Origin of the sequence: Pseudomonas sp. S4_EA_1b (assembly GCF_016307435.1) — a bacterium.
GTDB classification, from domain to species: Bacteria; Pseudomonadota; Gammaproteobacteria; order Pseudomonadales; family Pseudomonadaceae; genus Aquipseudomonas; species Aquipseudomonas rhodesiae.
The window spans coordinates 17,522-42,902 of sequence record NZ_JAEILC010000088.1 but is presented as its reverse complement, the minus strand read 5'-3'; the positions used below and the strand labels follow the sequence as shown (position 1 = coordinate 42,902).

The following is a 25,381-nucleotide window of genomic DNA, read 5'->3' as shown; positions in this document are numbered from 1 at the left end:
GGAGAAAGATGTTGTGAGTTAATTCCTAGTGCCTGGCCATTACTACATTCCATGCACTATTTCATACAAAATCGTGACTCGCTTTCCTCAAGATTTTGATGCTGACCACTTACTAAACTGCTGCTGGAAAGAGATCGCATCGGTAAACTCCTGCCGCAGGAAGACCTCGTGAACGCTCATCATTCTATCCGGACAGCCAAAGCCGCCTGTTTTTTTAAAATTACGAAACATCAGCATTAAAATAAAAAAGAGCATGGAACGCCTTGAAAAACAACAACCCATATTACACGCTGTCAATATTTATGAATCTGGATGTCCAGAGAGGCTTATTTGTACTCTATCTTTTGCAACTCGGTATAACCCAAGGACAAATAGGCATTCTTCAGTCTTTTTTATTCTTTTCTTGTGTAGCCTTGGAAATACCATCCGGTCTACTTGCAGATCGCTACGGACGTAAACACTCTCTAACACTTGGTTTTTTGGGATTATTTATAAGCGGCATTGGGTTTTTATTGTTCTCCGATTTTATTCCTTTCGCGTTTATCTTTTGCCTCTTCGGCGCCAGTATTGCTATGGGCTCCGGTGCGGACAGAGCGTTGTTATATGACAATCTACTGGCCGAAAATAGAACAGAGGAATACCCGAGGATAATATCCCGCGCCCGTGCTATCGGTGCAGTTTCATTAGGCTTATCCATGCTTCTTGGCGGCGCCTTGCAAGAGGCTATGTCGTGGAACAGCGTTTATATATTTTTTGCGATATCCAAACTTATCGGAGCCATCATGGTTTCATTCATGACCGAAAAAAATCCTCTTTCCACCTCCCTCAATCCCAGTGCAAAAAGTAGGGTGCCCAATAGGGAAGCAGAAGGCGTTTTCAATTCACTGGTATGCTTTTTCCGCTCAAAAAACGGCGCTTTCCTTATACCCTTGTTCATTGGGTTCGCTTTATTTGAGCTTTCAACCGTACCTTTATTTATCTACGGCCAACCTTTTTTCTCGCTGCAAGGCTTAGATGTCACTTTGATTGCTGGAATATATGCTGCAGTAGAAGCCATATCGGCTGTAGTGTTTATAGTTGCGGGTTATGTTTGCTCAAGATTTTCTCTCGGCATTGTTGCATTCACCACAACATTTATTATCACCCTATTTCTTTTAATCTTATCAATGGACATTGGCGTGAATGCCTCAGCAGCAAGTTTCCTCCTGATAATGTCGCTCCCCGCCATCTATGAGACGTCATATGAAACATATATTCACGACAATGTCGATTCCCGCATCCGAGCCTCATGCCTGTCCGCTGCAAATCTAGTCAACTCGGTTATTATCGGCGCCTCCTACACTGTCTTCGGAGGATTAGTTGATAGATACGGCTTTTCGTCGACTTTGGTTCTTGTTGCAGTCTTCTGCCTTATTGGCTTATTGGGTGTTATCACGACGCTACTGTTAGGCGCACAAAAAAGCCGTCAATAAAGCTAGAAGCCTGAGCTTTATATTTCAGAAACTTACCAAACAATATTTAACAGTGATGTAGACCAGCGGGGACATGTAGTTTTAAACGTTTCTCTACCCCCAGCCCCATCTTTGCTACTTGAATGCCCTGATCTGTTGATCTACGTGGGCACGCATCGGAATATTAACCTTCGACGCGGCCCTGTCGGCGATCTCCACGACTGTCCACCCATAGGGTTGCGACACGTAATAGGTCAACTCGCCATCACTGTTGAAGAGTTCATGACGTCCTTGGGTGTCGGGCGCCAGCCGTGCCTCGTGCATAAGCGGTATCAGCGCCTTGATTCGTTCGGGGTCGGTGATATCGAAATTGATGCTCAGTTGCTTGAGCCGGTCAGCCTCGTCGAAATAGGCCGCTACGGTATGGATCGGTACATCCTTTAAAAGATACGGACGGGACGGTTCGCGCGCGCGGTAGTAAGGCATAGGCACCGGATAGGAGAGGTTGTGTTCCAACTCCACCGAGGGGAAGTGGCGATGCAGGATGTCCATGACCTGCTGGCGCGGCATGCCCAGCGTGAAATCACCGATCCCCAACTGCGCCCAACTGTTCAACGGGAAAAGCGCGCAGCAAATCAACCATAACCATGACGTGCGCATTACCTATCTCCTTGTACGCCTGAAGTTCAGCCAATATCGTTAAGAATCAAACTCCGATAATGCCCCGGATTCGACCCAGACCACTTACGAAACGCCTTATAAAAAGAACTCACATCCGCAAAGCCCAGCCGCACGGCGATTTCGGCAAAGCTGATCTGCGGTTCGGCCAGCCAGACAATTGCCAATTCCTTGCGCACGCTGTCTTTGAGGCCCTGGTATGTCTGCCCCTCCTCGGCCAGGCGACGACGCAAGGTGGATGCGGAGATGCACAGACTGGCGGCCAGGGCTTCGGTTTCCGGCCAGGTGTCTGGGGGCAGTTGGCGCAGGTCGTGTTTGATACGGGTGGCCAGGCTCTCGGGGTCGCGGTATTTGACCAGGATGTTCGCGGGAGCGTGGGCGAGGAAGCGCTGAAGCTCCTGGGGGCTGCGTTTGATCGGCAGGTCCAGGCAGTCGGCGGAGAAGATTATGCGCGTGCGTGGCCGATCGAAGCGCAGGTTGTCGGAGAACATCACGCGGTAGTCGTCGCAGAAATCCGGCGGCGGGCAACGCAGTTCGATGGCCAAGATCGGAATGCGGCGCCCGGCCAGCCAACAGGCGACGCCGTGCACGATCATCCAGTAGGTGAAATAGGTGAACGCCCGACGCGGCTCAGCCTCGGGCTCCAGCAGGACAATTTCCGCCAGGCTTTGTTGGCGCACCAGCTGCGCGGGTAGATGCTCCAGCATCAACGAGAGAAACCCCAGGCCGGTTTCCAGGCCGGCAGCCAATGTGGGTTGCGCCATGCAGGCGCGGCACAAAAACGCCAGGCTGCCTGACTTGAGCTTGCGCGGGTCCATACCGAAGAACTCGTCGTCCGAGCGCCTGGCCAGCAGCCGCCACAGCCGTGCATAGGTGGTGGCCGACACCCGTGCATCGGGCTGCGCCAGCAGCGCTGGGTCGATGCCAACCTTGGTCAGCACCTGTGCACTGGCCGCTCCGGGGGGGCAGCTTTGCAGCAGCGCTTCGCGCACAAGGTGCAGGGAGATGGTGTCTTTTTCGGACATGGGGCTTCAGGCGATCCGACAGCTGTTGAGGTGGCCTGCATCATAAGGGTCGCGAGGATTCGTCACCACCGTTCAGCGAGCGTTCAGCTAATGTCAATATTTGCTGTTTAGCAATGAGTATCATTATGTTACAACTTAGCTTCCTATCTAGTTACCTTGTGGTGCCCGATGCTTGTCCCTTTTCTCATCATGCTGCGCGAAGGCATCGAAGCAGCGTTGATCGTTGGCATCATCGCCAGTTACCTGCAGCAGACCGGTCGGGGTCAATGGATGCCGGCGGTGTGGATCGGGGTTTTCCTCGCTGCGGCCCTGGCACTGCTGGTGGGCGGTGGTCTGGAATTGATGAGCGCCGAGTTTCCGCAGAAACAACAGGAGCTGTTTGAAGGCATCGTCGGCCTGGTCGCCGTGGGCATTCTCAGCTCCATGGTGTTCTGGATGCGCAAGGTGGCCCGCTCCATCAAGCATTCGTTGCATGCCTCCCTCGATCAGGCGCTCACCGGCTCGAAACACCAGGTCACCGCGCTGATCCTCATGGTGTTTTTCGCCGTGGCCCGTGAAGGTTTGGAGACGGTGTTTTTCCTGCTGGCGGTGTTCCAGCAGAGCGAAGGCCCTGGCGCGCCGATCGGTGCACTGCTCGGGCTGGTGCTGGCGATCATTGTGGGTTTCCTGATTTACACCGGCAGCATGCGCCTGAACCTGGCAGCGTTTTTCCGCTGGACCGGGCTGTTTATCCTGGTGGTCGCCGCTGGCATCCTCGCCAACTCGGTGCAGGCCCTGCATGAAGCCGGGGTGTGGAATCACCTGCAAACCGTGCTGTTCGATTTCAGCACTGTCTTGCCGATGGACAGCCCGCTGGGCTCGGTGCTCGCCGGCATGTTCGGTTATCAGGAAGCACCCACCGTGAGCACCCTGGGTGCCTATCTGATTTACCTGGTGGTGGCGTTGGTGATGTTCTTCCTGCCCGCCGCCGCGGCCAAACCGGTCGCCGCGCCCTCTTCCGTTTCCAGCCAGTAAGGACCGTCTCTTGACCAACCCAACGCCTCAACCCGCCTCGCCACCCCGAGCCCTGCGCTGGGCGGTGGCCGGCTCGGTGGTCGTGATGATCGCCGCCGGCGGCCTGTTCTACTACGCTTCGCAACTGGCCGCCGCCAAGCGCCAGACCCACAGCAATGAAATTGCGGTGACCATCCATGCCCACGCCTGCGAACCCAATGCGCTGACCGTGCCCGCCGGGCCGGCGAGTTTTCGGATCATCAACCGTTCCGACCGGGCAGTAGAATGGGAAATCCTCGACGGCGTGCTGGTGGTCGAGGAGCGCGAGAACATCGCCCCCGGCTTGAGCCAGGTGATCAATGCCAACCTGCAACCCGGTGACTACGCGATTACCTGCGGCCTGCTGAGCAATCCACGCGGCACTCTGCATGTAACGCCAACCGCCGAATCCGAAGCCCAGGCCAAAGCCAAGCCGTCGATGGTGGCCTTTATCGGCCCGTTGTCGGAGTTCCGGGTGTACTTGAGTAGCCAGGGCAGCGCGCTGATCAAGGCCGTGACCGCACTGCAACAGGCCATCGACGCCGGCGACCTGACGCAGGCACAGGCGTTGTATGCCACCGCTCGCGTGGCCTATCAGGGTTTGGCCCCGGCCGCACAACGCCTGGCTGAACTCGACAACGCAATCAATGCGCGGGCCGATTATTTCGAAAAACGCGAACAAGACCCGGCCTTCAGCGGCTTCCACCGCATTGAGTACAGCCTGTTCCAGCAACGCAGCCTCGACGGCCTGGCGCCGGTCGCGCAGCGCCTGCTCAGTGACGTCACAACCCTCAAGCAGCAATTGCTGGCCCAGTCGCTGCCGCCCGAGCAATTGGTCGGCATCGTGGTGCGCAACCTCAACAGCCTGGCGGATGTACGTGCGCTCAGTGGTGAGGAGGAACGCTACAGCCATCTGGACCTGAATGGCTTCGCCGCCAACCTGGCCGCCGCTCACAAGGTGGTCGAGCTGATGCGTCCACTGCTGGAAAAATCCGCCGCCGACCTGCTGCCCAAGGTCGATAACGCCCTCGGCGCATTCGACAGCCAGTTGGACAGTTTGAAAGTCGACGGCCAGTACCGCCGCTACGACAGCGTCACCGACGGTCAGCGCAAGCAGATCGCTGACAAGGCCAAGGCTCTGGCCGCCGTACTCGATGGAATCGACCCCGCCCTCGGCCTTTCCGGCCTGCAGTGAAGACAACCGCCCCATGAGTGATTCAGAACAGCTTAACCTTCAGCGTCGCCGTGTCCTGCTGGGCATGGCCGCCACTGGCGCGGCGATTGCCGGCAGCAGCTTGACCTGCCCGGCCATGGCCGCCGCTGCGGAACAAGTCACCACCGCGCCGCGCAGTGACAAGACCCAGGACCACCACGATTTTTACGGCCAGCATCAGACAGGCATCGTCACCCCGCGCCCGGCCTGCGGCATGCTGGTGGCCTTCGATGTATTGGCCAGCGATCGCCAGGACCTGGAGCGCCTTTTCCGCACCCTGAACGAGCGTATCCATTTCCTGATGAGCGGTGGCCCGGTGGCCCAAGTCGACCCGAAATTGCCACCCACCGATTCCGGGATTCTGGGCCCGGTGGTGACGCCGGATAACCTGACCATCACTGTGTCGGTGGGTGAATCGCTGTTCGACGAACGCTTCGGCCTCGCCGCCGCCAAGCCCAAACGTCTGATCCGTATGGTGGGGTTTCCCAACGATGCGTTGGAGCCGGCGCAGTGCCATGGCGACCTCAGCCTGCAATTCAGCTCCAACACGCCGGACACCAATATCCACGCCCTGCGCGACATCGTGAAGAACTTGCCGGACTTGCTGCTGGTGCGCTGGAAACAGGAAGGCAGCGTGCCGCCCCAGGCCCCTGCCCGTCCCGGCGAGCCGGCGCAGAGCGCGCGTAACTTCCTGGGTTTCCGGGATGGTTCGGCCAACCCCGACTCCAATAACGACCAAGCCATGAACCAGATCGTGTGGGTGCAGCCCGGTAGCGATGAACCGGCCTGGGCCGCCCATGGCAGTTACCAGGCGGTGCGCATCATCCGCAACTTCGTCGAACGCTGGGACCGCACGCCCCTGCAGGAACAAGAAAGCATCATCGGCCGCATCAAAACCACCGGCGCCCCCATGGACGGCCACAAAGAAACCCAGGTGCCCGACTACAGCAAAGACCCGGAAGGCAAGCTGACCAAGCTCGATGCCCATATCCGCCTGGCCAACCCGCGCACCCCGCAGACCCAGGCCAACCTGATCCTGCGCCGGCCCTTCAACTATTCCAACGGCGTCAATAAGAACGGTCAGTTGGACATGGGGCTGTTATTCATCTGCTATCAGGCCGACCTGGAAAAAGGCTTTATCAGCGTACAAACCCGACTCAACGGCGAACCCCTGGAGGAATACCTCAAGCCGGTCGGCGGCGGGTATTTCTTCACCTTGCCGGGGGTCAGCGGGCCCCAGGATTTCCTCGGCCGCACGCTGCTGGCCGCCACGCACCCACACACCTCTGCCAATACCTGAAACCCACCCCCACAGCGGAAACTGTCCCATGAAGAAGTCGACTCTCGCGTTGTCGTTGTTGCTGACCCTCTCGCCCCTGGCCGCCTTCGCCGCCACCGCACCGCTGGACCTGGTCGGGCCGGTGTCGGACTACAAGATTTATGTCACCGAAGAGATCGGTGAACTGGTGACCCAAACCCAGGCCTTTACCGACGCGATCAACAAAGGCGACCTGGCCACCGCCAAGAAGCTCTATGCGCCTACCCGCGTGCACTACGAGTCCATCGAGCCGATTGCCGAGTTGTTCAGCGACCTCGACGCCTCCATCGACTCCCGCGTCGACGACCACGAAAAAGGCGTAACCGCCGAAGACTTCACCGGCTTCCACCGCATCGAGCACGCGTTATTCTCGCAGAACTCGACTCAGGGCCTGGAGACGCTGACCGCCAAGCTCAACACCGACGTCAATGACCTCAAGACCCGCGTGGACGGCCTGACCTTCCCGCCGGAAAAAGTCGTCGGCGGTGCCGCCGCGCTGTTGGAGGAAGTCGCCGCCACCAAGATCTCCGGCGAAGAAGATCGCTACAGCCACACCGACCTGTATGACTTCCAGGGCAATATCGACGGCGCGAAAAAAATCGTCGACCTGTTCCGCGGCCAGATCGAGAAGCAGGACAAGGCCTTCCTGGCCAAAGTCGATAAAAACTTCACCACCGTGGACAAGGTGCTGGCCAAGTACAAAACCAAAGACGGCGGCTTCGAGACCTACGACAAGGTCAAGGACAGCGACCGTAAAGCGCTGGTGGGTCCGGTCAACACCCTCGCTGAAGACCTGTCCATGCTGCGCGGCAAGCTGGGCCTGAACTGAGGATCAGCACTCACGGGGTGGCATCGGCGATAAACCCGCTCAGGGGCGTGCCAACCGGCCGCCCATTGAGCGGGTCCAAGGCGTACCAGTGACCACCGTAGCGCACGCTTTGAATCTCGGCCCCTCGGTAGACGCCTGTGCGGCTCCCCACGGGCGACTGACCGCCGGGCTCCTGCCGGTCGATCTGCCCGGCCGCGATGATCAGGTAACTGCGCAGTTTTTCTTCGGCCGTCAGCAAGTGCGGAGCGACTTTGCCCGAATTCATCGTTCCTTGCAGGATCAGCTTAGGCACGTTAAATAAGCCTTTGGTCGCCGCCCGGATCATCTGCGGGTAGCCATCCAGCGGATTCAGCGCGGCATTGGCGAACAGCCCCGAATGCTTGAGAAAATCAAATGCGCGATCACTGAAGGTGGCCGCCGGTTTGACCCTGGCTGTTGTCGACACCATGGGGCTTACCGTGGCCGTCAAACGCCTGGCAATCCCCTTCAAAGGCTTGAATGCCAGGGCTTTGGCTGAGCGAATCAACCCCCGCGCCGGGCCCGCTGCACCAATGGCCACCCCGACGGTGTCCACGGCCAGGTTGGCCAAGCCGCTGCCGATATTGCCTGCTTTGAATTCCTGATAGGCACCGACAAAGGGCACGAAACCCAGCAAAAAATTGTGCGCACGGGTGCGTGCTTCGCGACGGCGTTCCAACGGCACTTGTTCGGTCGCCCTTTGCAGCAAGGCCTCTGGAGACTCGTAGAAATTCCCCTGCGCGATTGCCTCCACGATGCGCGCGGTTTTGCGCGAACCGTAAGTATTCGGCACATAGTTCTGCGGGGTGTAGCTGGCTGGTAAAGCGCTGGCGGCGAACGGCGTGCCCAGTTGCTCGATGATCATGGCCGGCGAAGCGACGTCCGACCTCGGTGCCGTCCCTAAGGTATAGGCGTCGGCATCGAACGGGACCGGCGTGCCACGGTTGACTGGCAAGTACACATGACCGTGCGGGGCGGGAAAGCGCTCGTGCTTGATCAGCCCCCCCAGTATCAGATCCTGCGGCAAGTCGGTGCGTCGCACGACATTGCCGTTGGCAAACAGCTCGTAATACGTGACTTGGTTGTTGTGCTCCAGGCGCATCACCGTGCCTTGGCGACCGCGCTGTGCCAGCCTGCTGCTCGCCGTTTCGCGGGCTTGGGTGGTGCCGGTTTCCCCGCGTAAGGTGAACAGCTCGACAGTGCCGAGTTCCAGCGCTTGTCGATCCGCCAGCGGCAACTCGGCAAGCATCAACTTCAAGCGGGTGGCATAGGCGTTCTGCAACGCGTGCCGATGCCGGTCGACCGCGCTGTTGAGCAGCCCATCCAATGCGGGCAAGCGCCGAATACGTTGATCCAACTGAGCGCGCGCCTCAGGGGAAGCCTGCGGGGCCTGGCCCTGCTGATAAGGGGTGCTGCCGCTACGGTAAGTACCACGTAAATCGCTGCTCAGCGCCCACTTGCCCGGTGTCAGATCGCCGGTTATGTACGCCTCGATGATCGGACGCGTCCTGGGTTCGCCCGACGCCATGTTGCGACGCTCCGAAGCCTCGGCGATGTGTACGGTCATGGCCTCCAGACCCGCCGGGGTAGTGTCCGGAAAGACCCGCAGCAGCTCTTTAATGGCCAGCGTCCTGCGGGTAGGCAGCTCGGCGCTCGCGTCGGTGAAGGCAAGGCTGGCCTCTTCGCGCTGTTTGAAGAACGCTTCGGAGGCGGTCTGGATATCCGTACGAGAATATTCTCCATCGCTGCGCAAACGGACGACCCCATTGAGCACGCCCCAATCGGCCATGATTTTCAACGCCGACAATTGCATCAACTCGGCCTGGGCATCGCTGGTAGGGCCCAGCGTGGTGAGGTGGGTGACCTGCTCTTCATTCATCGCCCGGGACGTGCCGGGTGCATGTTGATCGGCCATCGCACAGCCCAGACGCAACTCCATCCAGGCCGGCGTACCGATGTGCACCGTGCCCGGCACATCTTTGACCAGAAATTCCGGTGCTGCCTGGGCCAAGCCCAGGTGTGCCGCCAGCACGGCCAACTTGGGGTCGACGCCCTTGTGCGCGATCAGATGCTGTTCGATGTCGCGGCGCACGGCACTGAATGTGCGCCCCATGTTCGCCGGCTGGTACACCGAATACCCGGCCACATGCCCAGGCTTGTCCGTAGCGTCGATACCGGCGTGCAACTTGATCGCCGCCGCCACCAACTGTTGGCACACCGTTTTGGGCAATTCGTAGCCTGCGCCGCTCGCGCCAAACCAATTCAGCGCTCTGGCCAATTGCGCGCCAAACGCCAACGCCTCGGGGCTTTCAAGCAGCGCGGTCAAATGGGCCTGGGGGTCGGTGTGCAGTGCCTGTGGAGTGCTGTGCGCCAGTGCACTGAAGCCTCTGGCGCTGCTGCCGCCCAAGCGGGCTTGCGCCAGATCGGTCAGGGTGAGGCGATCTTCGGGCGTCAGGGTGCCGGGGGCCCACTCGCGGCGCATCAGACCGTTGTAATCGCCCAGTGGCGGTGCCGGCGGCAAGTACGTACGCAACCACTGGATGACATTGCGGGCTTCGCCGGCGGTTGCCATCGAGCCCAGCCCCAGGTATTCGACCAGTTGGCGCACGTCATAGCGGGGAGTGGAATAAACCGCACCGCCCAAGGGCTCGCTGAGCCCGACCAGCGCCTGGCGCTCTGCCTCCAGGGCGGGGTGCTGTTCGACATAACGGGTGAGATCGACCCAGCCGCCCACTGGGCTCAGACGCTCCAGCCTGCCCTCGGTTATCCGAAACGGCTTGCCGGGCCAGTCAAAGCCTTCGCGTTCGAGCAGCGCCGTCATACTCGGTTGCGCCACCAGGCGCTGCAGACGCTCGCGCGCGGCCTGGCTGGCTTCGCCCAAGGTTAACGCCGGGCTCACTTCGCAGGGGTGTTCGGACCAATTCATGGGCGTGGCGTCGGGCCAATCTCCCAGGGCCGCCTCCAGTGTGTCCGCCAAGTAGCGACGCTGCTCGATCTGACCGATCACCCGCCAAGCGCTGTCCACATCGCCGACGTGAAAGCCATGGCGGGTCTTCGCTTGCTCGACCACCGCCAACGGCACCCACTCGTCGTCCTCACCCATAAAGGTCAGGCCTTTATCGCCGGGGTCCAGCAGGTGCAACAGCGGGCGCAGGCTGGCCGAGGCCTCTAACCACCCCGACGCGTCGGTGTAGGTAAACCTGACGGCACTGCGCACACCCTCGCGGGTGACGAAGCCTTCGATAAAGTCGTGATGCAGGGTCAGCGTGGCGGTTTCTAGCCCCTGGTCGTTGAGCCAGGTTTGCAACGGCGGTTGGTTCAGCAGGTGCCGGTACAACGCCAGCAAAGGGGTCAGCGTGCTGCCCTCAGGCACCTCGACCATGCCGTGGCCGCTTTGCGTGGCTGACGTGAGGCGTTGTTCCAGCAGCGTGTCGGCAGCCGCCACGCCGTTACTGCTGGGGACCGGTTTGCGGGTCCAGGGATAACTGAGTGCGGCGCTTGAATCAGTGGTTGAGCGTCGAGCCCGCGACAGCGTGGGGGAAGGCGTTGAAGCGGATGGACGATCCGCCATGGGAACAACGCTACTGGGCACCTCATAAAAAGTACCTGAGGCGATCTTCGACATATCCACGCTCGCTCTGAAAACAGTGAGGGGCTATGTAAGAACAGCGTCGGGCGCCTGGATGTAAGCCTGATCCGACGACCGCCCGATGGAGCATTTCCGTTAGTTTCAGGCGACTTACAAAATCCGATACAGCAGACGCTCAATCCGCACCCGGCTCACACGGCGCAGGAATTTGCCGACCGCTGCCGGATAATCCGGCAGCGTCTGCAATTGCGTGTAAGCCTCGATCCGCGTGGTGTGCTGAAAAATCTGCTCCAGTTCAGCCTGGCGCGGCGCGAGCCATTGGCCCTGGGGATCGTCGATCAGCAGCGCGTTTTCCAAGTCGAGCCGGAACGCCCGGGGGTTGAGGTTGTTGCCCGTCAGCAAGGTGTAACGCTCGTCGATCCACATACCTTTGAGGTGGTAGGTGTTGTCGCCGTCGCGCCACAGGTGCAGATTTAACTGGCCGCTGTCGATGTTGCGCTGATGGCGCTTGGCAAAGCGGCGCAGGCTGATTTCATACAGGTATGGCAGCGCCGCGATCACCTTGAATGGCTCGCTGGGCGGAATGTAGAAATCGTTGGCGGTCTTGTCGCCAACAATGATGTCGATCTTCACCCCACGGGCCAGGGCACGGTTGATTTCCCGGGTGACGGGCAGTGGCAGGTTGAAGTACGGCGTGCAGATAGTCAGTTGCTGCTGGGCGCTGGCGATCAGTTCCAGGATCACCCGGCTCAACGGGTTGTTCTTGCCGACGCCCAGCAACGGGCTGACCGACAACTGGCCATTGGGCAACTGCCCCGCCGTGGTGTCGTAGGTGGCGTGCTTGAGGCGGCTGCGCAGGTCGCCGATGTCGTTGCGCAGGCTGCGGGTAGTCGGCGGGTTCGGCAGGTCCAGGCGATGCACGGCCTTGGACGCCACCAGTCCATGTTCCACCAGATGCTGCATGGAATCGGCCAGCGCTTGGCTGTGGATCAGGTGGTAGCGGTCGAAGCGGTATTTGTCGAATTTGTGCAGGTACACGTTGTTCAGACTGGCACCGCTGTAGAGCACCGTGTCATCGATCACGAAGCCTTTGAGGTGCAGCACACCGAACAGCTCGCGGGTCTGCACTGGCACACCGTATACCGGCACCTCAGTGCTGTGACGCTGAGTCATTTCCTGGTACCAGGCGCTGTTGCCCGGCTGCTTGCCGGCGCCGATCAGCCCGCGCTGGGCACGCAGCCAGTCGACCACCACCACGATCTCAAGCTCCGGCCTTGCGGCTTTGGCGGCGTGCAAGGCGTCGTAGATCTCCTGCCCTGCTTCGTCCTGCTGCAAGTACAGCGCAACGATGTAGATACGCCGCGTGGCCTGGGGGATTTTCTCCAGCAGGCAACGGCGAAACGCCGCAGCGCCGGACAGCACCTCAATCGCCTCGGGAGTGAGTGGAAAACCGCGCAGTTTGGGCAACAGGGAGCGTTTGAAGAACGACGGCATAAGGCTCGCAAAGGGTCGAATCCGAAGAGGTCCCGAGCTTACACCATGAAGATGCTCAGGTCTCGCTGTGACAGATGGAAAAAAATTAATTGACCAAGGAGAATGATCGTTCTACTGTTTGCCCCATGAACGAAATCATCAGTAATGAAACCCGCGACATTATCCTCGACGTCACCGAGAAGTTGATCTATCGCCATGGCATTGCCGCCACCGGCATGGACTTTCTGGTAAAAACCGCCGGCGTCTCGAGAAAAAGTATTTATCGCTACTTCGCCAATAAAGACGAATTGGTGATCGCCGCGCTGCAACGCCGCGATGCGCGCTGGCTCCAATGGCTGCGCAGCGAAGTGGAGCGCCAGGCCGACAGCGGCGAGCGCCTGCTGGCGCTGTTCAGCGCGCTCAAGGCCTGGTTTGGCTCTGAGGACTTTCGCGGCTGCGCCTTTATCAACACCAGCGGCGAGACTGGCGACCCGCACAACCCCGTCCGCCTGCTGGCCAAAGCTCATAAACAGAAACTGTTCGAGTACGTACTCGAACTGTGTCAAGCACATGGCACCCCCGACCCCGAGCGGCAGGCCGCGCACCTGCTGATCCTGATCGATGGCGCCATTACCGTTGCCCTGGTAATGGGCGATTCAACGGCTGCCGATAATGCGCAATGCATGGCGCGAACGTTATTGGGACTGTGAACGCACAGGCTGAGCAACTTTCGATAAACCTTAATGAGTTAAAGGAGTCGCAGCATGTCATCTACAGAACAACCGCGCCCGCCCCTGCCGCCGTTTACCCGCGAGTCGGCGATCGAGAAAGTGCGCCTGGCCGAAGACGGCTGGAACTCCCGGGACGCAGAACGCGTTTCCCTGGCCTACACCCTGGACACCCAATGGCGCAACCGCGCCGAGTTCGCTCACAACCGCGAAGAAGCCAAAGGTTTCCTGACACGCAAATGGGCCAAGGAACTGGACTATCGGCTGATCAAGGAATTATGGGCGTTTACCGATAACCGCATCGCCGTGCGTTACGCCTATGAGTGGCAGGACGATTCCGGTAATTGGTTCCGCTCTTATGGCAACGAGAACTGGGAGTTCGACGAGAACGGCTTGATGGCCCATCGGTTTGCCTGCATCAACGACATGCCGATCAAGGAAAGCGAGCGCAAGTTCCACTGGCCGCTGGGTCGCCGGCCGGATGAGCATCCGGGCCTGTCGGCGCTGGGCCTGTAAACCTCACCCGCGTAAAGAAGTGGGAGTGGGCTAGCCCGCTCCCACTGGCGGCTCAGCCTTGTCAGTCCGGTTTCAGCCCCACACGGTACAACACGCCCTTTTCCTCATCCGTCAGCACGTACAGATAGCCATCCGGTCCCTGCCGCACATCGCGAATCCGCGCTTTCAAGCCGCCGAGCAAGCGCTCCTCATGCACCACCTTATCGCCCTCGAACTGCAAGCGAATCAGCTCCTGACTGGCCAGTGCACCAATAAATACGTTGTGCTGCCACGGTTTGAAGCGATCGGCGTCGTAGAACGCCATGCCGCTGATACCCGGTGATTTTTCCCATACATGGCGCGGCGCGACGGTGCCTTCGACAGTCTTGCCTTTGGCTTCGGGAATCGGCGTCAGCGAATAGTTGATGCCATGGGTTGCCAGTGGCCAACCGTAGTTCTTGCCGCGTTCGATGACATTGATCTCATCGCCGCCACGGGGGCCGTGCTCGTTTTCCCACAGCGTGCCGCTCCACGGATTCAGCGCCAGGCCTTGAGGGTTGCGCTGGCCGTAGGACCAGATCTCCGGCCGTACGCCTTCCTGACCGACGAACGGGTTGTCGTCCGGCACACGGCCATCCGGATAGATGCGCACGACCTTGCCTTGCAATTTGTCCAGATCCTGGGCGGTGGGTCGGTCGTTGTTTTCGCCGAGGGTCACGAACAGGTAGCCGTCAAGGTCAAACGCCAGGCGCGAACCGAAGTGGTTACCGGTGGAGAGCTTGGGTTCCTGGCGCAGGATCACCTGAAAGTTGGTCAGGCCACTCAGGTCGGCGGCCAAACGTCCGCGCCCGACCGCCGTGCCGGCTGTCCCGCCCTTGCCGCCGCCTTCGGCGTAAGACAAATACACCATGCGGTCTTGCTTGAAGTCCGGGGACAGCACCACATCCAGCAGACCGCCCTGCCCCTTGGCCCACACCTGCGGCACACCGCTTAACGGCGCCGACAGCTTGCCGTCGGCGCTGACGACCCGCAGGTGCCCCGGCCGCTCGGTTACCAGAAAGCCTTGCTGGTCCGGCAGGAATGCCACCGCCCACGGGTGATCCAGCCCTTGGGCTATCGGCGTGGCCGTGATACTGCCTTGTTCACTGGGGAACTGTTGAGCCCCGGCGGCATGCGCCGCAATCGAGGGCAACAGGGTCGATGCGCACAGCGCAGCCAGCAGGGTTTTGCGTAGCAACATAAGACAGGTCCTTACCGGCGATTGCCGTTGGCATCATACGTGGGGGCTTTGGTTTCAGTGGCCGGGCGGCTGGGGGCGGCCTGGCGCTGCGGATAACGGTTGCCGATGCCGCCGTTTTCCAGCGTCGGCGTACGCGGGGTCGGCACAGTCTGAATACCCCGCGTCGCCGGGGCATTGGGCTGGGTGCCCTGCATGCTGTTGGGGTTGGCCCGGTGAATCGGGCTGTTGTTGCTATTGCTTCGCCCGGGCAGGTCTTGCGCCTGGGCCAGGGGTATCAGGGCCAGGCCCAACACCAGCAATGCGAGATAACGCCTGCAACTGATCATGAGCAAACCTCTCTGAAACGAGCTGTACGTGCTTTCGATGGCACGCTACGCCCTGGGTTCGCCTTTGGTAAGTAAATTGTTTCTGATGAGGTGTAACACGATCTGTCCACGTATCCGCCCGGGGAAACTTTTCGCGCCGCCGCCGAGTCACCAGAACACTGCTTCTTCTCAAGGAATCGCACTTATGCCACGGGCAATCTGGAAAGGCGCAATCAGTTTCGGCTTGGTTCATATCCCGGTGTCGCTGGTCTCGGCCACGTCCCATCAGGGCGTGGACTTCGACTGGTTGGACAAGCGCAGCATGGACCCGGTGGGCTACAAGCGCATCAACAAAACCACAGGCAAGGAAGTCACCAAAGAGAACATCGTCAAGGGTGTGGCCTATGAGAAAGGCCGCTATGTGGTGCTCAGCGAAGACGAGATCCGCTCTGCCCACCCCAAGTCGACCCAGACCATCGAGATCATCGCCTTCGTTGCCAGCGAGCAGATCCCCCTACAAAACATCGACACGCCGTACTTTCTGGCGCCGGACAAACGCGGCGGCAAGGTCTATGCCCTGCTGCGCGAAACCCTGAAAAAAACCGGCAAGGTGGCCCTGGCCAATGTAGTGCTGCACACCAAACAACACCTGGCAGCATTGATGCCCCTGGAATCGGCGCTGGTGCTGGTGATGCTGCGATGGCCCGCCGAGGTGCGCGGCCTGGATGAGCTGGAGCTGGGCAGCGAGGTGACCAAACCCAGCCTGGCCAAGGGCGAGCTGGACATGGCCAAACGCCTGGTGGAAGACATGAGCGCTGACTGGCAGCCCGAGGAATACCGCGACAGCTTTCAGGAAAAGATCATGGCTCTGGTGGAGAAAAAAGCCAAAGCCGGCAAGATCGAGGACGTGGAATCCCAGGAAGGCGAGGACGAGCGCAAGTCTGCAGACGTGATCGACCTGACCGAACTGCTCAAACGCAGCCTGGCCGGTAAGCCTGCGGGGAAAAAACCGGCGGCGAAAAAGTCTTCGAAAAAAGCCTCTTGAACCTGCCATAGGATGGAGCCCCCATGGCCAAACCGTTGAGTGAATACAACCGCAAACGTGACTTCCAGATCACCGCCGAACCGTCGGGCAGTGCGCCGGCCGGAAAAAAAGCCAAGGCATCGGCGCTGTCGTTTGTGATCCAGAAGCACGACGCACGCCACCTTCACTATGATTTCCGCTTGGAGCTGGACGGCGTGCTCAAGAGCTGGGCGGTGCCTAAAGGCCCGAGTCTGGACCCGAGCCAGAAGCGCCTCGCGGTGCATGTTGAAGACCACCCGCTGAGCTATGGCAGCTTCGAAGGCAGCATCCCGGCAGGCCAGTACGGCGCCGGGGACGTAATCGTGTGGGACCGCGGCGTCTGGCAACCTCACGATGACCCGCATCAGGCGTATGCCGCCGGCAAACTCAAGTTCACCCTGGTCGGCGAAAAACTCAGCGGCGATTGGACGCTGGTGCGCACCCGCCTCAAAGGCAGCGGCGACAAAGAGCAATGGCTGCTGATCAAGGAGAAAGACGCCCAGGCCCGCCCCGCCACCGAGTTCGACATCGTGCAGGCCCAGCCCGACAGCGTGCTCAGCGACGCCTCAGTGGGCCAACCGCCGCCAGAGAAACGCAAAGCCAAAGCTCGTAGCAAAAAAGCGGCCTCCGCCAGCGCCCTTCCCGAGCAGTTCACCCCGCAATTGGCCACGCTGGTGGAGCGCGCGCCCGAAGGCGATTGGCAGTATGAAATCAAGTTCGATGGCTACCGCATTCTGGCGCGTATCCGCGACGGCGAGGTGCGCCTGTTTACCCGCAACGGCCATGACTGGACCGAGCGCCTGCCGCGTCAGGCCAAGGCGCTGCAAGCTCTTAAGCTCAAGGACAGCTGGTTGGATGGCGAGGTCGTCAGCCTCAATAGTGACGGGCTGCCGGATTTCCAGGCTTTGCAGAACGCTTTCGATATCGGCCGCAGCCTCGATATCGTCTATTACCTGTTCGACGCGCCCTTCCTCAATGGCCAGGATCAGCGCGAAGTTCCGGTGGAACAGCGCCGCGCATCCCTAAAGGCCGCGCTGCGCGGTAGCCGAAGCAAGCTGCTGCGCTTCTCCGAGGCCTTCGCTGCCAACCACCGGGATATCTTCGAAAGTGCTTGCGACTTGGCGTTGGAAGGCGTGATCGGCAAACGCCTGGGCAGCCCCTATGTATCGCGGCGCAGCAACGATTGGGTCAAACTCAAATGCCGCTTGCGCCAGGAATTCGTGATTGTTGGCTACACCCGCCCTCAAGGCTCGCGTAGCGGGTTCGGCGCGTTGCTGCTGGCGGTCAACGAGGATAGCGGATTGGTGTATGCCGGCCGCGTGGGCACAGGGTTCGATCAGGCCGCGTTGAAGACCATCTACGGGCAGTTGAAACCCCTGGAGCGCAACACATCGCCGCTGCAAAAGCCGTTGACCAGCGCCCAGGCGCGCGGCGTGCATTGGGTGGAACCGACACTGGTCGGTGAAGTGCAGTTTGCCGAATGGACCCGCGAAGGCGTGGTCCGCCAGGCCGCTTTTGTGGGGATGCGCACCGATAAGCCAGCCGAGCAGATCGTGCATGAGGTGCCGCGCAAAGCCCAATTCGCAACACCCGCGAAGAACCCAGTCGGGGTCAAAATCAGCCACCCCGACCGCGTCATCGACCCCCAGAGCGGCACGCAGAAACAACAACTGGCGCAGTTCTACGAGAGCATCAGCCCGTGGATTCTGCCCTTTCTGCAGCGACGCCCGGTATCGCTGCTCAGGGCACCGGAGGGCGTCGACGGCGAACAGTTCTTCCAGAAACACGCTGAGCGCCTGGCTATCCCCCACATTACGCAGCTGGACCCGGCGCTGGACCCAGGTCACGCGCGACTGATGGAAATCGACAGCGTGCAGGCGCTGGTAGGCGCCGTGCAGATGGGAACCATCGAGTTGCATACCTGGGGCGCCACCTCGGACAAAATCGAAACCCCGGACTTGTTTGTGCTCGACCTCGACCCGGACCCTGCATTGCCGTGGAAAACCATGGTGGAAGCGGCTCAACTGACGTTGTCCGTACTGGATGAGCTGGGACTGGATGCCTTCGTTAAAACCAGCGGTGGCAAAGGGCTGCACCTGGTGGTGCCATTGGCGCGACGCGACGGATGGGACACGGTCAAGGCATTTGCCAAGGCCCTGGCGCAGTTCATGACCCAGCAACTGCCCGAACGCTTTACGGCCACCTCCGGGCCGAGAAACCGGGTGGGCAAGATCTTTATCGATTACCTGCGCAACGCCCGAGGCGCCAGCACCGTGGCGGCCTACTCCGTGCGGGCACGGCCAGGGCTGCCGGTGTCGGTACCGATCAGTCGCGAGGAATTGAAAGGCTTGCGCGGCGCGCAACAGTGGACAGTCGCCAATCTGTTGCAACGGGTGCAGGGGTTGAAGGCTGATCCCTGGGCGGGCTATGCCAACCGGCAGAAAATCACTCGCAAGATGTGGGACAAGTTGGGCGCCCGCCCACCGCAGTGAAGGGCGCCCGGCGGGTCAGATCAGGATGAAGATCAGCGCCAGCACTGCGAAAATGGCCCACTTTTCCAGGTAGTAACGCGTACGGTTGCGCTTTTTCAGTTCTTTGCCGCGTAGGCGGATCTTGTACAGCCGTGTGAAAGCGCGGTTCAAGCCGCCGGTCTTGTCACCTGCATCGTTGGGCGAGCCCGCCGCCGCCATCACGTTACGGCTGAACCAACGGTTGAAAGCCGCAGCCCAGCGATATTTCATCGGCCTTTCAATGTCGCAGAACAAGATGATGCGGTTGTGCTGCGTGGTGTTCTCGGCGTAATGGATATAGGTCTCGTCGAACATCACCGGCTCACCGTCGCGCCAGTAATAGGCCTCGCCATCCACATTGATGTAGCAGCCCGGATCGTTTGGCGTGTCCAGCCCCAAGTGATAGCGGTAAGACCCGGCATATGGATCACGGTGGCGCACCAGCTTGGAGCCTGGTGGCAGCTCGGCGAACATTGCCGCTTTGATCGAACCGATGCTTTGTACCAATTGAGTGGTGCGCGGGCACAGTTTCATCGCCGAAGGGTGACTGTCGCCGTACCACTTCAGGTAGAAGCGCTTCCAGCCCGACTTGAAGAAGGAGTTGAAACCGACGTCGTTGTATTGGTCCGAGCGCTTGATTTCCCCGGCTTGCAGCAGGTTCAGGGCCTCCTCACGGATTTCCTGCCAATGTTCCTGCAAGGGGCTCAGGTCGGGAAAGTCACTGGTCGCCAGGTAAGGCCGGCCGGGCAATTTGGAGAACAGATACAGAAAGCAGTTGATCGGCGCCAGAAAGGTCGAATGGTCGCTGAGCTGGCGGCTCAGCTTGTGTCGCACCCGGCCACGCAGGTGTACATACGCGATGGAGGCAACGTAAAGAACAACAATGATGAGTTTCAAGGGATTTCGTCACACGTCAGAAGAGAACAGGCTGCTCCTGCGGGCCCACGACGGCCGAGGATGATAAGCAGCACCTGAAATCACAATTCACATAGTCGGNNGTTCATGCCCATCGGCCGTTATTTAGCCACAATATGTAACCAAAGGTTAACTAAGAATTGTGAAAAGCTGTCGAGTGACGGGTTTTGAGGGGGGCGGGCTTGCCGTAGGACAAGCCCTTGCGGGGTGGGCGTTACAGCGGCAGTTCGTCGTCTTTGCGCTCACGACGGGCGAAGCGGCCATCGTCCAGCGCCGAGTAAGCCACCGCAGGGCGCGGTGCCAACATAAAGTGCCGGAACAGCGCAATCAGCAAGCCCAGTACCAGGCCGCCTACCAGGCTCAAGGCAATCACCAGGGCCTTTTTCGGCTTGATCGGCGCCAGCGGTTCCTGGGCGCGACGGTCGATGGTAACCAGTTTGAGATTGCTCATATCGATATTCAGCCCGCGCAACCGCGCGACTTCCGCACGCAGCGGCTCTACATCCTGTAGGAAGATATCCTCGTTGCCACGCTTGCGCAGCACTTCGACTTCGCGGTTCGCTTCCAGCATCTGCAGCTCTTTACCGATCTCGGCCACCCGTGGGTTGGTGAAGTCGTCACTGGTGCGTTGCTGCAAGGCCACGCGTTCGGCCTCAAGGGCTTCGGTGCCGAGGAAATACAGCGGAATTTTCTGGTTGTTGACCTCGGTGCGCATTACCTGGCCTGAGCCACCTCGGCCGGCATCGGCCATCGAGGAAGGCGTGGTCGGGGTACGAATGCCCATCGATTTAGCGATGGCAATCGCCTCGGCCAGTTCGGCCAGGCGGTTGGTGCGCTCCATTTTCATCTGCAGGCGTAAAGCACTGAGCTCATCCTGCAATTGCGCGCGCTTGAGCCGGTCGGCTTCCAGCAGCTTGGCAATCTTGGACTCTTTATCGGTTTCGTAATTGGCGCGCGCCGCGTCAATCTTGCCTTTGAGTTCGTTGAGGCGGTTATTGACGATCACTTTGAGGTCAGCGCCCACCTGATCACGCTCAGCGGCGATGGCGTAGTCCACGAAACCGTTGAGGATCGCTACGCCGTCGATGTCGGCCGGGTATTGGAGTTCCAGGCGGATGTAACTGCTTAACGAGTCAGATTTTTTCGGGTCCGGCAGAATCAGGTTGACCGAGTTGCGGTTGAAGTCTTCAAAACTCTGCTCAAGGCTTTGCCCCGGCTTTTGGAACGCCGCGAACAGTTGTTCATGAGATTTGAAGAACCCCAGCCGCGCCTCGTAAGAGTCCAGTTGAGCCCCCACCTTGGACAACGCATCGGCCGGTGGCAGCTTATATACTTCGGAGCGGTTGAGTGCATCCAGCTCGTTGATGGCCGCCGGGCGCAGTACGCTGCTCACTTCATAGGTCTTGGGCGCCAGAAATGCATACCCTGCTCCCAATACACCCGCCAGAATCGTGCAACCCACTACCAGCTTTTTTTGCCGCCAAATCGAGTGAAACAGTTCAAACAGGTCAATTTCGTCAGAAGAGGGAGACGCGTTAAGCGGGGAAGTTCGATTCAAAATGCAAGCCACCTTAAAATTGACACTAAAAAGCCATCACCGAAGTTCCGGATAACCCGGCAGCGCATCAGGGACAACGCCCTGAAACCTGGAGAACAGGCCCACCAATGGCGATCTGACCACTCAGTTTGGGGAAAAATCCCGCGCTATATAATTTCATTTCCGTTTCAACTAAATGAACATTCGCTCAACCGATACAGCCAACTGCCACATTGTTGTCACAAGAGTAGTCAAAAGAACGTTAAATAGCTGCTATCGCGAGAAAAATTCTTTGCTGCGCGTCTTGAGCGCGGAACGTCCTACATACCAGCACCCTCTTCTAGTACCTCACTTAAAAGGACTTATCGATGCAATATGCCGCTGACCCGGATCTTCACGCCCTGCAAGGGGCCTGGGAACAAATCTCGCTGGAAGACAACGGTGTGCTTGACCCTGTCGATGCACACACTGCGCCAGGTGCCATCACCACGATTGCCGGCAACGGTTTTGAAGTGAGGACCACCGAGGGCAATGTTTTGCTGGCTGGCCGGTTTTTCCTGGACAGTCGCACCGAGCCCAAGAGCATTACCTGGATCGACTCCATCGGTGAGGATGCCGGCAAGGCACTGCCTGCCAGCTATCGCCTTGAAGGAGACACCTTTGTGTTTATTGCAGCCGACGAACATATGCCCAGGCCCACCGTGTTCAAGACGGGGCCTGGACAGACCATGCGTACCTTCGTGCGGCGCCATTCTTAACGTGGCGTGGTTGGATGGTCTATAGGGTGAAACCTGCCAACGCCAGTGAATCCCTTAGCCTGCCCTTTGAAGCAGCGGCATCGTCCCTGTTCAATGCGAAACTAATCGCCGGGGCCCCAGGTCATTAACGCAATGAGCCCTCAGTCGTTGAGTGCCCCCTCCCGAAGAAACTGCCGTGGCTGATCATTCCGACTTGCGTAATACCCTGAGCCTGGACAGCCTGAACTTCTTCCTCGCGGATGTGCGTGACGGCCTTGGTCCCTACCTGGCGATTTATCTGCTGGCGGTGCACAAATGGGACCCGGCCAGCATCGGTGTGGTGATGACCCTCGCCGGCATCGCCGCCCTGCTCACTCAAGGCCCGGCGGGGGCGCTGATCGATCGCACCCGCAGCAAGCGCGCGGTAATCGCCGTGGCCGCGCTGTTGGTGACCGGCAGTTGCGTGCTATTGCCCTTCGTCAGTTCGTTCAGCCTGGTGGCGTTGACTCAGGCTGCCAGCGCGGTCGCGGCCTCGGTATTTGCACCAGGGATCTCGGCGATTTCCTTGGGAATCACCGGCCCCCGCGCCTTCACCCGCCGTACCGGGCGCAACGAAACCTTTAATCATGCCGGCAACGCCGTGGCCGCGCTGTTGGCCGGGGGCCTGGCTTACCTGTTCGGGCCAGTGGTGGTGTTCTACCTTATGGCGTTTATGGCGCTGGCCAGTATCGTCGCGGTCAGTTGCGTGTCGGCTGCGGCCATCGATCATGAGGTCGCCCGTGGCTTCGACCCCGCCCATCACCACGATCACGAGCAGCCGTCCGGCATCAAGGTGTTGCTGAGCAATCGGCCGCTGCTGCTGTTCGCCATTTGCTGCGCCCTCTTCCACCTGGCCAATGCCGCGATGCTGCCACTGGTCAGCCAGAAGCTCTCACAGATCAATCTGCACATGGCCACACCGCTGACCTCGGCCTGTATCGTCGCCGCGCAGGTGGTGATGGTGCCGATGGCCTGGCTGGTAGGTAGCAAGGCCGATGTATGGGGACGCAAACCGTTGTTGATCCTGGGTTTTGTGATCCTGCCGCTGCGCGGTGTGCTGTATACCCTGTCCAACGACCCCTATTGGCTGGTGGCGGTGCAAATGCTCGACGGCATTGGCGCGGGGATTTTCGGTGCGCTGTTCCCGGTTATCGTCAAAGACCTCACCCAAGGCACCGGGCGCTTCAATGTGAGCCTGGGCGCGCTGTCTACCGTATTTGGCCTGGGCGCGGCGCTAAGCAATAGCCTGGCCGGTTTCGTCGTGCAACAGGCCGGCTACAACGCAGCGTTTCTGACCCTGGCGGGCGTGGCGGCCGTCGCGCTGGCGCTGTTATGGCTGGCGATGCCCGAGACTCTGGAAAAACCATCGTTCGAGCGCCATACAACTGTCGCCTGACATATGCGACAATGCGCGCCAAATTCCAACACACATCCCCCATTTTCTGCTCAGCGACCGGGTTTCGCGCCTTGATGTCGCTGTTGACGCATGCCTGGCGGCATCCGCTGCCACGCGCGCAACCCATTGATAGGTAAAGTAATTGATCTCCACAGCTAACATCACCATGCAGTTCGGCGCCAAGCCGCTCTTTGAGAACGTCTCGGTCAAGTTCGGCGCCGGCAACCGTTATGGTCTGATCGGTGCGAACGGGTGCGGCAAGTCGACCTTCATGAAAATCCTCGGCGGCGATCTCGACCCGTCCGGTGGCCAGGTCATGCTGGAGCCGAACGTACGTTTGGGTAAATTGCGCCAGGACCAGTTCGCCTACGAAGAATTCACCGTGCTCGACACCGTGATCATGGGCCACGAGGAGCTGTGGAAGGTCAAGGCCGAACGCGACCGTATTTACTCGCTGCCTGAAATGAGCGAAGAAGACGGCATGGCCGTGGCCGAGCTGGAAACCGAATTCGCCGAGATGGACGGCTACACCGCCGAATCCCGCGCCGGTGAGCTGCTGCTGGGCCTGGGTATTCCCCTGGAGCAGCATTTCGGCCCGATGAGCGAAGTGTCCCCTGGCTGGAAACTGCGCGTGCTGCTGGCCCAGGCATTGTTCTCCGATCCTGAAGTGCTGCTGCTCGACGAACCGACCAACCACCTGGACATCAACACTATCCGCTGGCTGGAAAACATCCTGACCCAGCGCTCCAGCCTGATGATCATCATCTCTCACGACCGTCACTTCCTGAACAGCGTGTGCACCCACATGGCTGACCTGGACTACGGCGAGCTGCGCCTGTTCCCGGGCAACTACGACGAGTACATGACCGTGGCGACCCAGTCCCGCGAGCAACTGCTGTCGGACAACGCCAAGAAGAAAGCGCAGATCTCCGAACTGCAATCCTTCGTCAGCCGTTTCTCGGCGAACGCCTCGAAAGCCAAGCAGGCCACCTCCCGCGCCAAGGCGATCGACAAGATCCAACTGGCCGAAGTCAAGCCTTCGAGCCGTGTGAGCCCGTTCATCCGTTTCGAACAGACCAAAAAGCTGCACCGTCAGGCAGTCATCGTCGAGCACATGGCCAAAGGTTTCGACGGCAAGCCATTGTTCAAGGACTTCAGCTTCCAGATCGAAGCCGGCGAGCGCGTGGCGATCATCGGCCCGAACGGTATCGGTAAGACCACCCTGCTGCGCACCCTGGTCAACGAACTGACGCCGGATGCCGGCAGCATCAAGTGGACCGACGCCGCAGAATTGGGCTACTACGCCCAGGACCACGCTCACGACTTCGAAGACGACGTCACGCTGTTTGACTGGATGGGTCAGTGGACCCAAGGCGAGCAGATGATCCGTGGCACCCTGGGTCGCATGCTGTTCTCCAACGATGAAATCCAGAAGTCGGTCAAAGTGATCTCCGGCGGTGAGCAAGGCCGCATGCTGTTCGGCAAGCTGATCCTGCAAAAGCCGAACGTGCTGATCATGGACGAACCGACCAACCACTTGGACATGGAATCCATCGAGGCGCTGAACCTGGCGCTGGAGAACTATCCGGGCACGCTGATTTTCGTCAGTCACGACCGTGAGTTCGTGTCGTCCCTGGCCACTCGCATCATCGAGTTGAGCGCCAACGGCGTGATCGACTTCAGCGGCACCTATGATGACTACCTGCGCAGCCAAGGCGTGGTGTTCTAACAGTAGCGATCTGAAACTGTGGGGAACAGGCTCGTTGTGGCGAGCGGGCTTGCCCCGCGTT

At 59.7% G+C, this 25,381-nt stretch carries 21 protein-coding genes; 12 read left to right on the top strand and 9 right to left on the bottom strand.

Annotation, left to right across the window (positions count from 1 at the left end; genetic code table 11):
- Positions 1-87: 87 nt before the first annotated feature.
- Entirely contained in the window at positions 88-255 is a 168-nt protein-coding gene (locus YA0848_RS24715; RefSeq protein WP_158248578.1) for a hypothetical protein, read from the bottom strand.
- Between the two features lie 8 nt (positions 256-263).
- On the opposite strand from YA0848_RS24715, the gene YA0848_RS24710 reads away from it, so the two are divergent.
- Positions 264-1,472 (top strand): MFS transporter, encoded by a 1,209-nt coding sequence (locus tag YA0848_RS24710; protein WP_232925179.1) that lies wholly within the window; start codon positions 264-266, stop codon positions 1,470-1,472.
- 114 nt (positions 1,473-1,586) lie between these two features.
- Here the strand turns inward: YA0848_RS24710 and YA0848_RS24705 are convergent, their stop codons facing one another.
- A complete protein-coding gene (locus YA0848_RS24705; protein WP_034097596.1) occupies positions 1,587-2,111 on the bottom strand; it encodes a hypothetical protein in 525 nt (174 codons plus the stop codon).
- 26 nt (positions 2,112-2,137) lie between these two features.
- On the bottom strand, positions 2,138-3,154 hold the full coding sequence (locus tag YA0848_RS24700; RefSeq protein ID WP_198712464.1) for an AraC family transcriptional regulator: 1,017 nt from the start codon (positions 3,152-3,154) through the stop codon (positions 2,138-2,140).
- A gap of 168 nt (positions 3,155-3,322) precedes the next feature.
- On the opposite strand from YA0848_RS24700, the gene efeU reads away from it, so the two are divergent.
- Genes efeU through efeO (YA0848_RS24680) form a run of 4 tightly spaced genes read left to right on the top strand, consistent with a single transcriptional unit; the run spans position 3,323 to position 7,546 of the window.
- Positions 3,323-4,168: an iron uptake transporter permease EfeU gene (efeU, locus tag YA0848_RS24695; RefSeq protein ID WP_047882426.1), complete on the top strand. Its 846-nt coding sequence runs from the start codon at positions 3,323-3,325 to the stop codon at positions 4,166-4,168.
- A 10-nt stretch (positions 4,169-4,178) separates the two neighbouring features.
- Positions 4,179-5,381: an iron uptake system protein EfeO gene (gene efeO, locus YA0848_RS24690; RefSeq protein ID WP_034097592.1), complete on the top strand. Its 1,203-nt coding sequence runs from the start codon at positions 4,179-4,181 to the stop codon at positions 5,379-5,381.
- Between the two features lie 13 nt (positions 5,382-5,394).
- A complete protein-coding gene (gene efeB, locus YA0848_RS24685) occupies positions 5,395-6,699 on the top strand; it encodes an iron uptake transporter deferrochelatase/peroxidase subunit (protein WP_047882441.1) in 1,305 nt (434 codons plus the stop codon).
- A gap of 28 nt (positions 6,700-6,727) precedes the next feature.
- Entirely contained in the window at positions 6,728-7,546 is an 819-nt protein-coding gene (gene efeO / locus YA0848_RS24680; protein ID WP_169903905.1) for an iron uptake system protein EfeO, read from the top strand.
- 10 nt (positions 7,547-7,556) lie between these two features.
- Here efeO (YA0848_RS24680) and YA0848_RS24675 read toward each other — a convergent pair whose 3' ends face one another.
- Together YA0848_RS24675 and pssA are read right to left on the bottom strand one after the other, a co-directional pair.
- On the bottom strand, positions 7,557-11,189 hold the full coding sequence (locus tag YA0848_RS24675) for a hypothetical protein (RefSeq protein ID WP_198712463.1): 3,633 nt from the start codon (positions 11,187-11,189) through the stop codon (positions 7,557-7,559).
- A gap of 114 nt (positions 11,190-11,303) precedes the next feature.
- Positions 11,304-12,647, bottom strand: coding sequence for a CDP-diacylglycerol--serine O-phosphatidyltransferase (gene pssA / locus YA0848_RS24670; RefSeq protein WP_034097586.1), 1,344 nt, complete (start codon positions 12,645-12,647; stop codon positions 11,304-11,306).
- A 125-nt stretch (positions 12,648-12,772) separates the two neighbouring features.
- Between pssA and YA0848_RS24665 the strand changes: the two genes are divergently transcribed.
- Both YA0848_RS24665 and YA0848_RS24660 read left to right on the top strand, forming a co-directional pair.
- Positions 12,773-13,336 carry a TetR/AcrR family transcriptional regulator gene (locus YA0848_RS24665; RefSeq protein WP_034097585.1) on the top strand — a complete coding sequence of 188 codons (564 nt, stop codon included), beginning with the start codon at positions 12,773-12,775 and terminating at the stop codon, positions 13,334-13,336.
- 54 nt (positions 13,337-13,390) lie between these two features.
- Positions 13,391-13,870, top strand: a complete 480-nt coding sequence (locus tag YA0848_RS24660) for a nuclear transport factor 2 family protein (RefSeq protein ID WP_169903903.1) — start codon at positions 13,391-13,393, stop codon at positions 13,868-13,870.
- Between the two features lie 61 nt (positions 13,871-13,931).
- Here the strand turns inward: YA0848_RS24660 and YA0848_RS24655 are convergent, their stop codons facing one another.
- On the bottom strand, positions 13,932-15,089 hold the full coding sequence (locus tag YA0848_RS24655) for a PQQ-dependent sugar dehydrogenase (protein WP_047882428.1): 1,158 nt from the start codon (positions 15,087-15,089) through the stop codon (positions 13,932-13,934).
- 11 nt (positions 15,090-15,100) lie between these two features.
- On the bottom strand, positions 15,101-15,415 hold the full coding sequence (locus YA0848_RS24650; RefSeq protein WP_034113545.1) for a hypothetical protein: 315 nt from the start codon (positions 15,413-15,415) through the stop codon (positions 15,101-15,103).
- A gap of 184 nt (positions 15,416-15,599) precedes the next feature.
- On the opposite strand from YA0848_RS24650, the gene ku reads away from it, so the two are divergent.
- Positions 15,600-16,439 (top strand): non-homologous end joining protein Ku, encoded by an 840-nt coding sequence (gene ku, locus YA0848_RS24645; RefSeq protein ID WP_034097581.1) that lies wholly within the window; start codon positions 15,600-15,602, stop codon positions 16,437-16,439.
- A gap of 23 nt (positions 16,440-16,462) precedes the next feature.
- Complete coding sequence (gene ligD / locus YA0848_RS24640) at positions 16,463-18,949, top strand: DNA ligase D (protein ID WP_198712462.1); 2,487 nt, start codon at positions 16,463-16,465, stop codon at positions 18,947-18,949.
- 15 nt (positions 18,950-18,964) lie between these two features.
- On the opposite strand, the gene lpxO is transcribed toward ligD, so the two are convergent.
- Together lpxO and YA0848_RS24630 are read right to left on the bottom strand one after the other, a co-directional pair.
- Entirely contained in the window at positions 18,965-19,864 is a 900-nt protein-coding gene (gene lpxO / locus YA0848_RS24635) for a lipid A hydroxylase LpxO (protein WP_169903901.1), read from the bottom strand.
- Positions 19,865-20,096: 232 nt separating this feature from the next.
- Entirely contained in the window at positions 20,097-21,440 is a 1,344-nt protein-coding gene (locus tag YA0848_RS24630; RefSeq protein ID WP_034097575.1) for a Wzz/FepE/Etk N-terminal domain-containing protein, read from the bottom strand.
- Between the two features lie 347 nt (positions 21,441-21,787).
- Here YA0848_RS24630 and YA0848_RS24625 point away from each other — a divergent pair, with 347 nt between their 5' ends.
- The 3 genes from YA0848_RS24625 (at position 21,788) to YA0848_RS24615 (ending at position 25,320) form a co-directional block, all read left to right on the top strand.
- Complete coding sequence (locus YA0848_RS24625) at positions 21,788-22,177, top strand: TIGR03067 domain-containing protein (protein ID WP_034097573.1); 390 nt, start codon at positions 21,788-21,790, stop codon at positions 22,175-22,177.
- Between the two features lie 175 nt (positions 22,178-22,352).
- Positions 22,353-23,591: an MFS transporter gene (locus YA0848_RS24620; protein ID WP_034113537.1), complete on the top strand. Its 1,239-nt coding sequence runs from the start codon at positions 22,353-22,355 to the stop codon at positions 23,589-23,591.
- Between the two features lie 142 nt (positions 23,592-23,733).
- Complete coding sequence (locus tag YA0848_RS24615; protein WP_080758731.1) at positions 23,734-25,320, top strand: ABC-F family ATPase; 1,587 nt, start codon at positions 23,734-23,736, stop codon at positions 25,318-25,320.
- Positions 25,321-25,381 lie beyond the last annotated feature (61 nt).

Bases quoted from the DNA above. Each gene is read 5' to 3' on its own strand.
- YA0848_RS24715 (WP_158248578.1), bottom strand. From the start codon at position 255: ATGCTCTTTTTTATTTTAATGCTGATGTTTCGTAATTTTAAAAAAACA.
- YA0848_RS24705 (WP_034097596.1), bottom strand. From the start codon at position 2,111: ATGCGCACGTCATGGTTATGGTTGATTTGCTGCGCGCTTTTCCCGTTG.
- YA0848_RS24700 (WP_198712464.1), bottom strand. From the start codon at position 3,154: ATGTCCGAAAAAGACACCATCTCCCTGCACCTTGTGCGCGAAGCGCTG.
- efeU (WP_047882426.1), top strand. From the start codon at position 3,323: ATGCTTGTCCCTTTTCTCATCATGCTGCGCGAAGGCATCGAAGCAGCG.
- efeB (WP_047882441.1), top strand. From the start codon at position 5,395: ATGAGTGATTCAGAACAGCTTAACCTTCAGCGTCGCCGTGTCCTGCTG.
- efeO (WP_169903905.1), top strand. From the start codon at position 6,728: ATGAAGAAGTCGACTCTCGCGTTGTCGTTGTTGCTGACCCTCTCGCCC.
- YA0848_RS24675 (WP_198712463.1), bottom strand. From the start codon at position 11,189: ATGTCGAAGATCGCCTCAGGTACTTTTTATGAGGTGCCCAGTAGCGTT.
- pssA (WP_034097586.1), bottom strand. From the start codon at position 12,647: ATGCCGTCGTTCTTCAAACGCTCCCTGTTGCCCAAACTGCGCGGTTTT.
- YA0848_RS24665 (WP_034097585.1), top strand. From the start codon at position 12,773: ATGAACGAAATCATCAGTAATGAAACCCGCGACATTATCCTCGACGTC.
- YA0848_RS24660 (WP_169903903.1), top strand. From the start codon at position 13,391: ATGTCATCTACAGAACAACCGCGCCCGCCCCTGCCGCCGTTTACCCGC.
- YA0848_RS24655 (WP_047882428.1), bottom strand. From the start codon at position 15,089: ATGTTGCTACGCAAAACCCTGCTGGCTGCGCTGTGCGCATCGACCCTG.
- YA0848_RS24650 (WP_034113545.1), bottom strand. From the start codon at position 15,415: ATGATCAGTTGCAGGCGTTATCTCGCATTGCTGGTGTTGGGCCTGGCC.
- ku (WP_034097581.1), top strand. From the start codon at position 15,600: ATGCCACGGGCAATCTGGAAAGGCGCAATCAGTTTCGGCTTGGTTCAT.
- ligD (WP_198712462.1), top strand. From the start codon at position 16,463: ATGGCCAAACCGTTGAGTGAATACAACCGCAAACGTGACTTCCAGATC.
- YA0848_RS24625 (WP_034097573.1), top strand. From the start codon at position 21,788: ATGCAATATGCCGCTGACCCGGATCTTCACGCCCTGCAAGGGGCCTGG.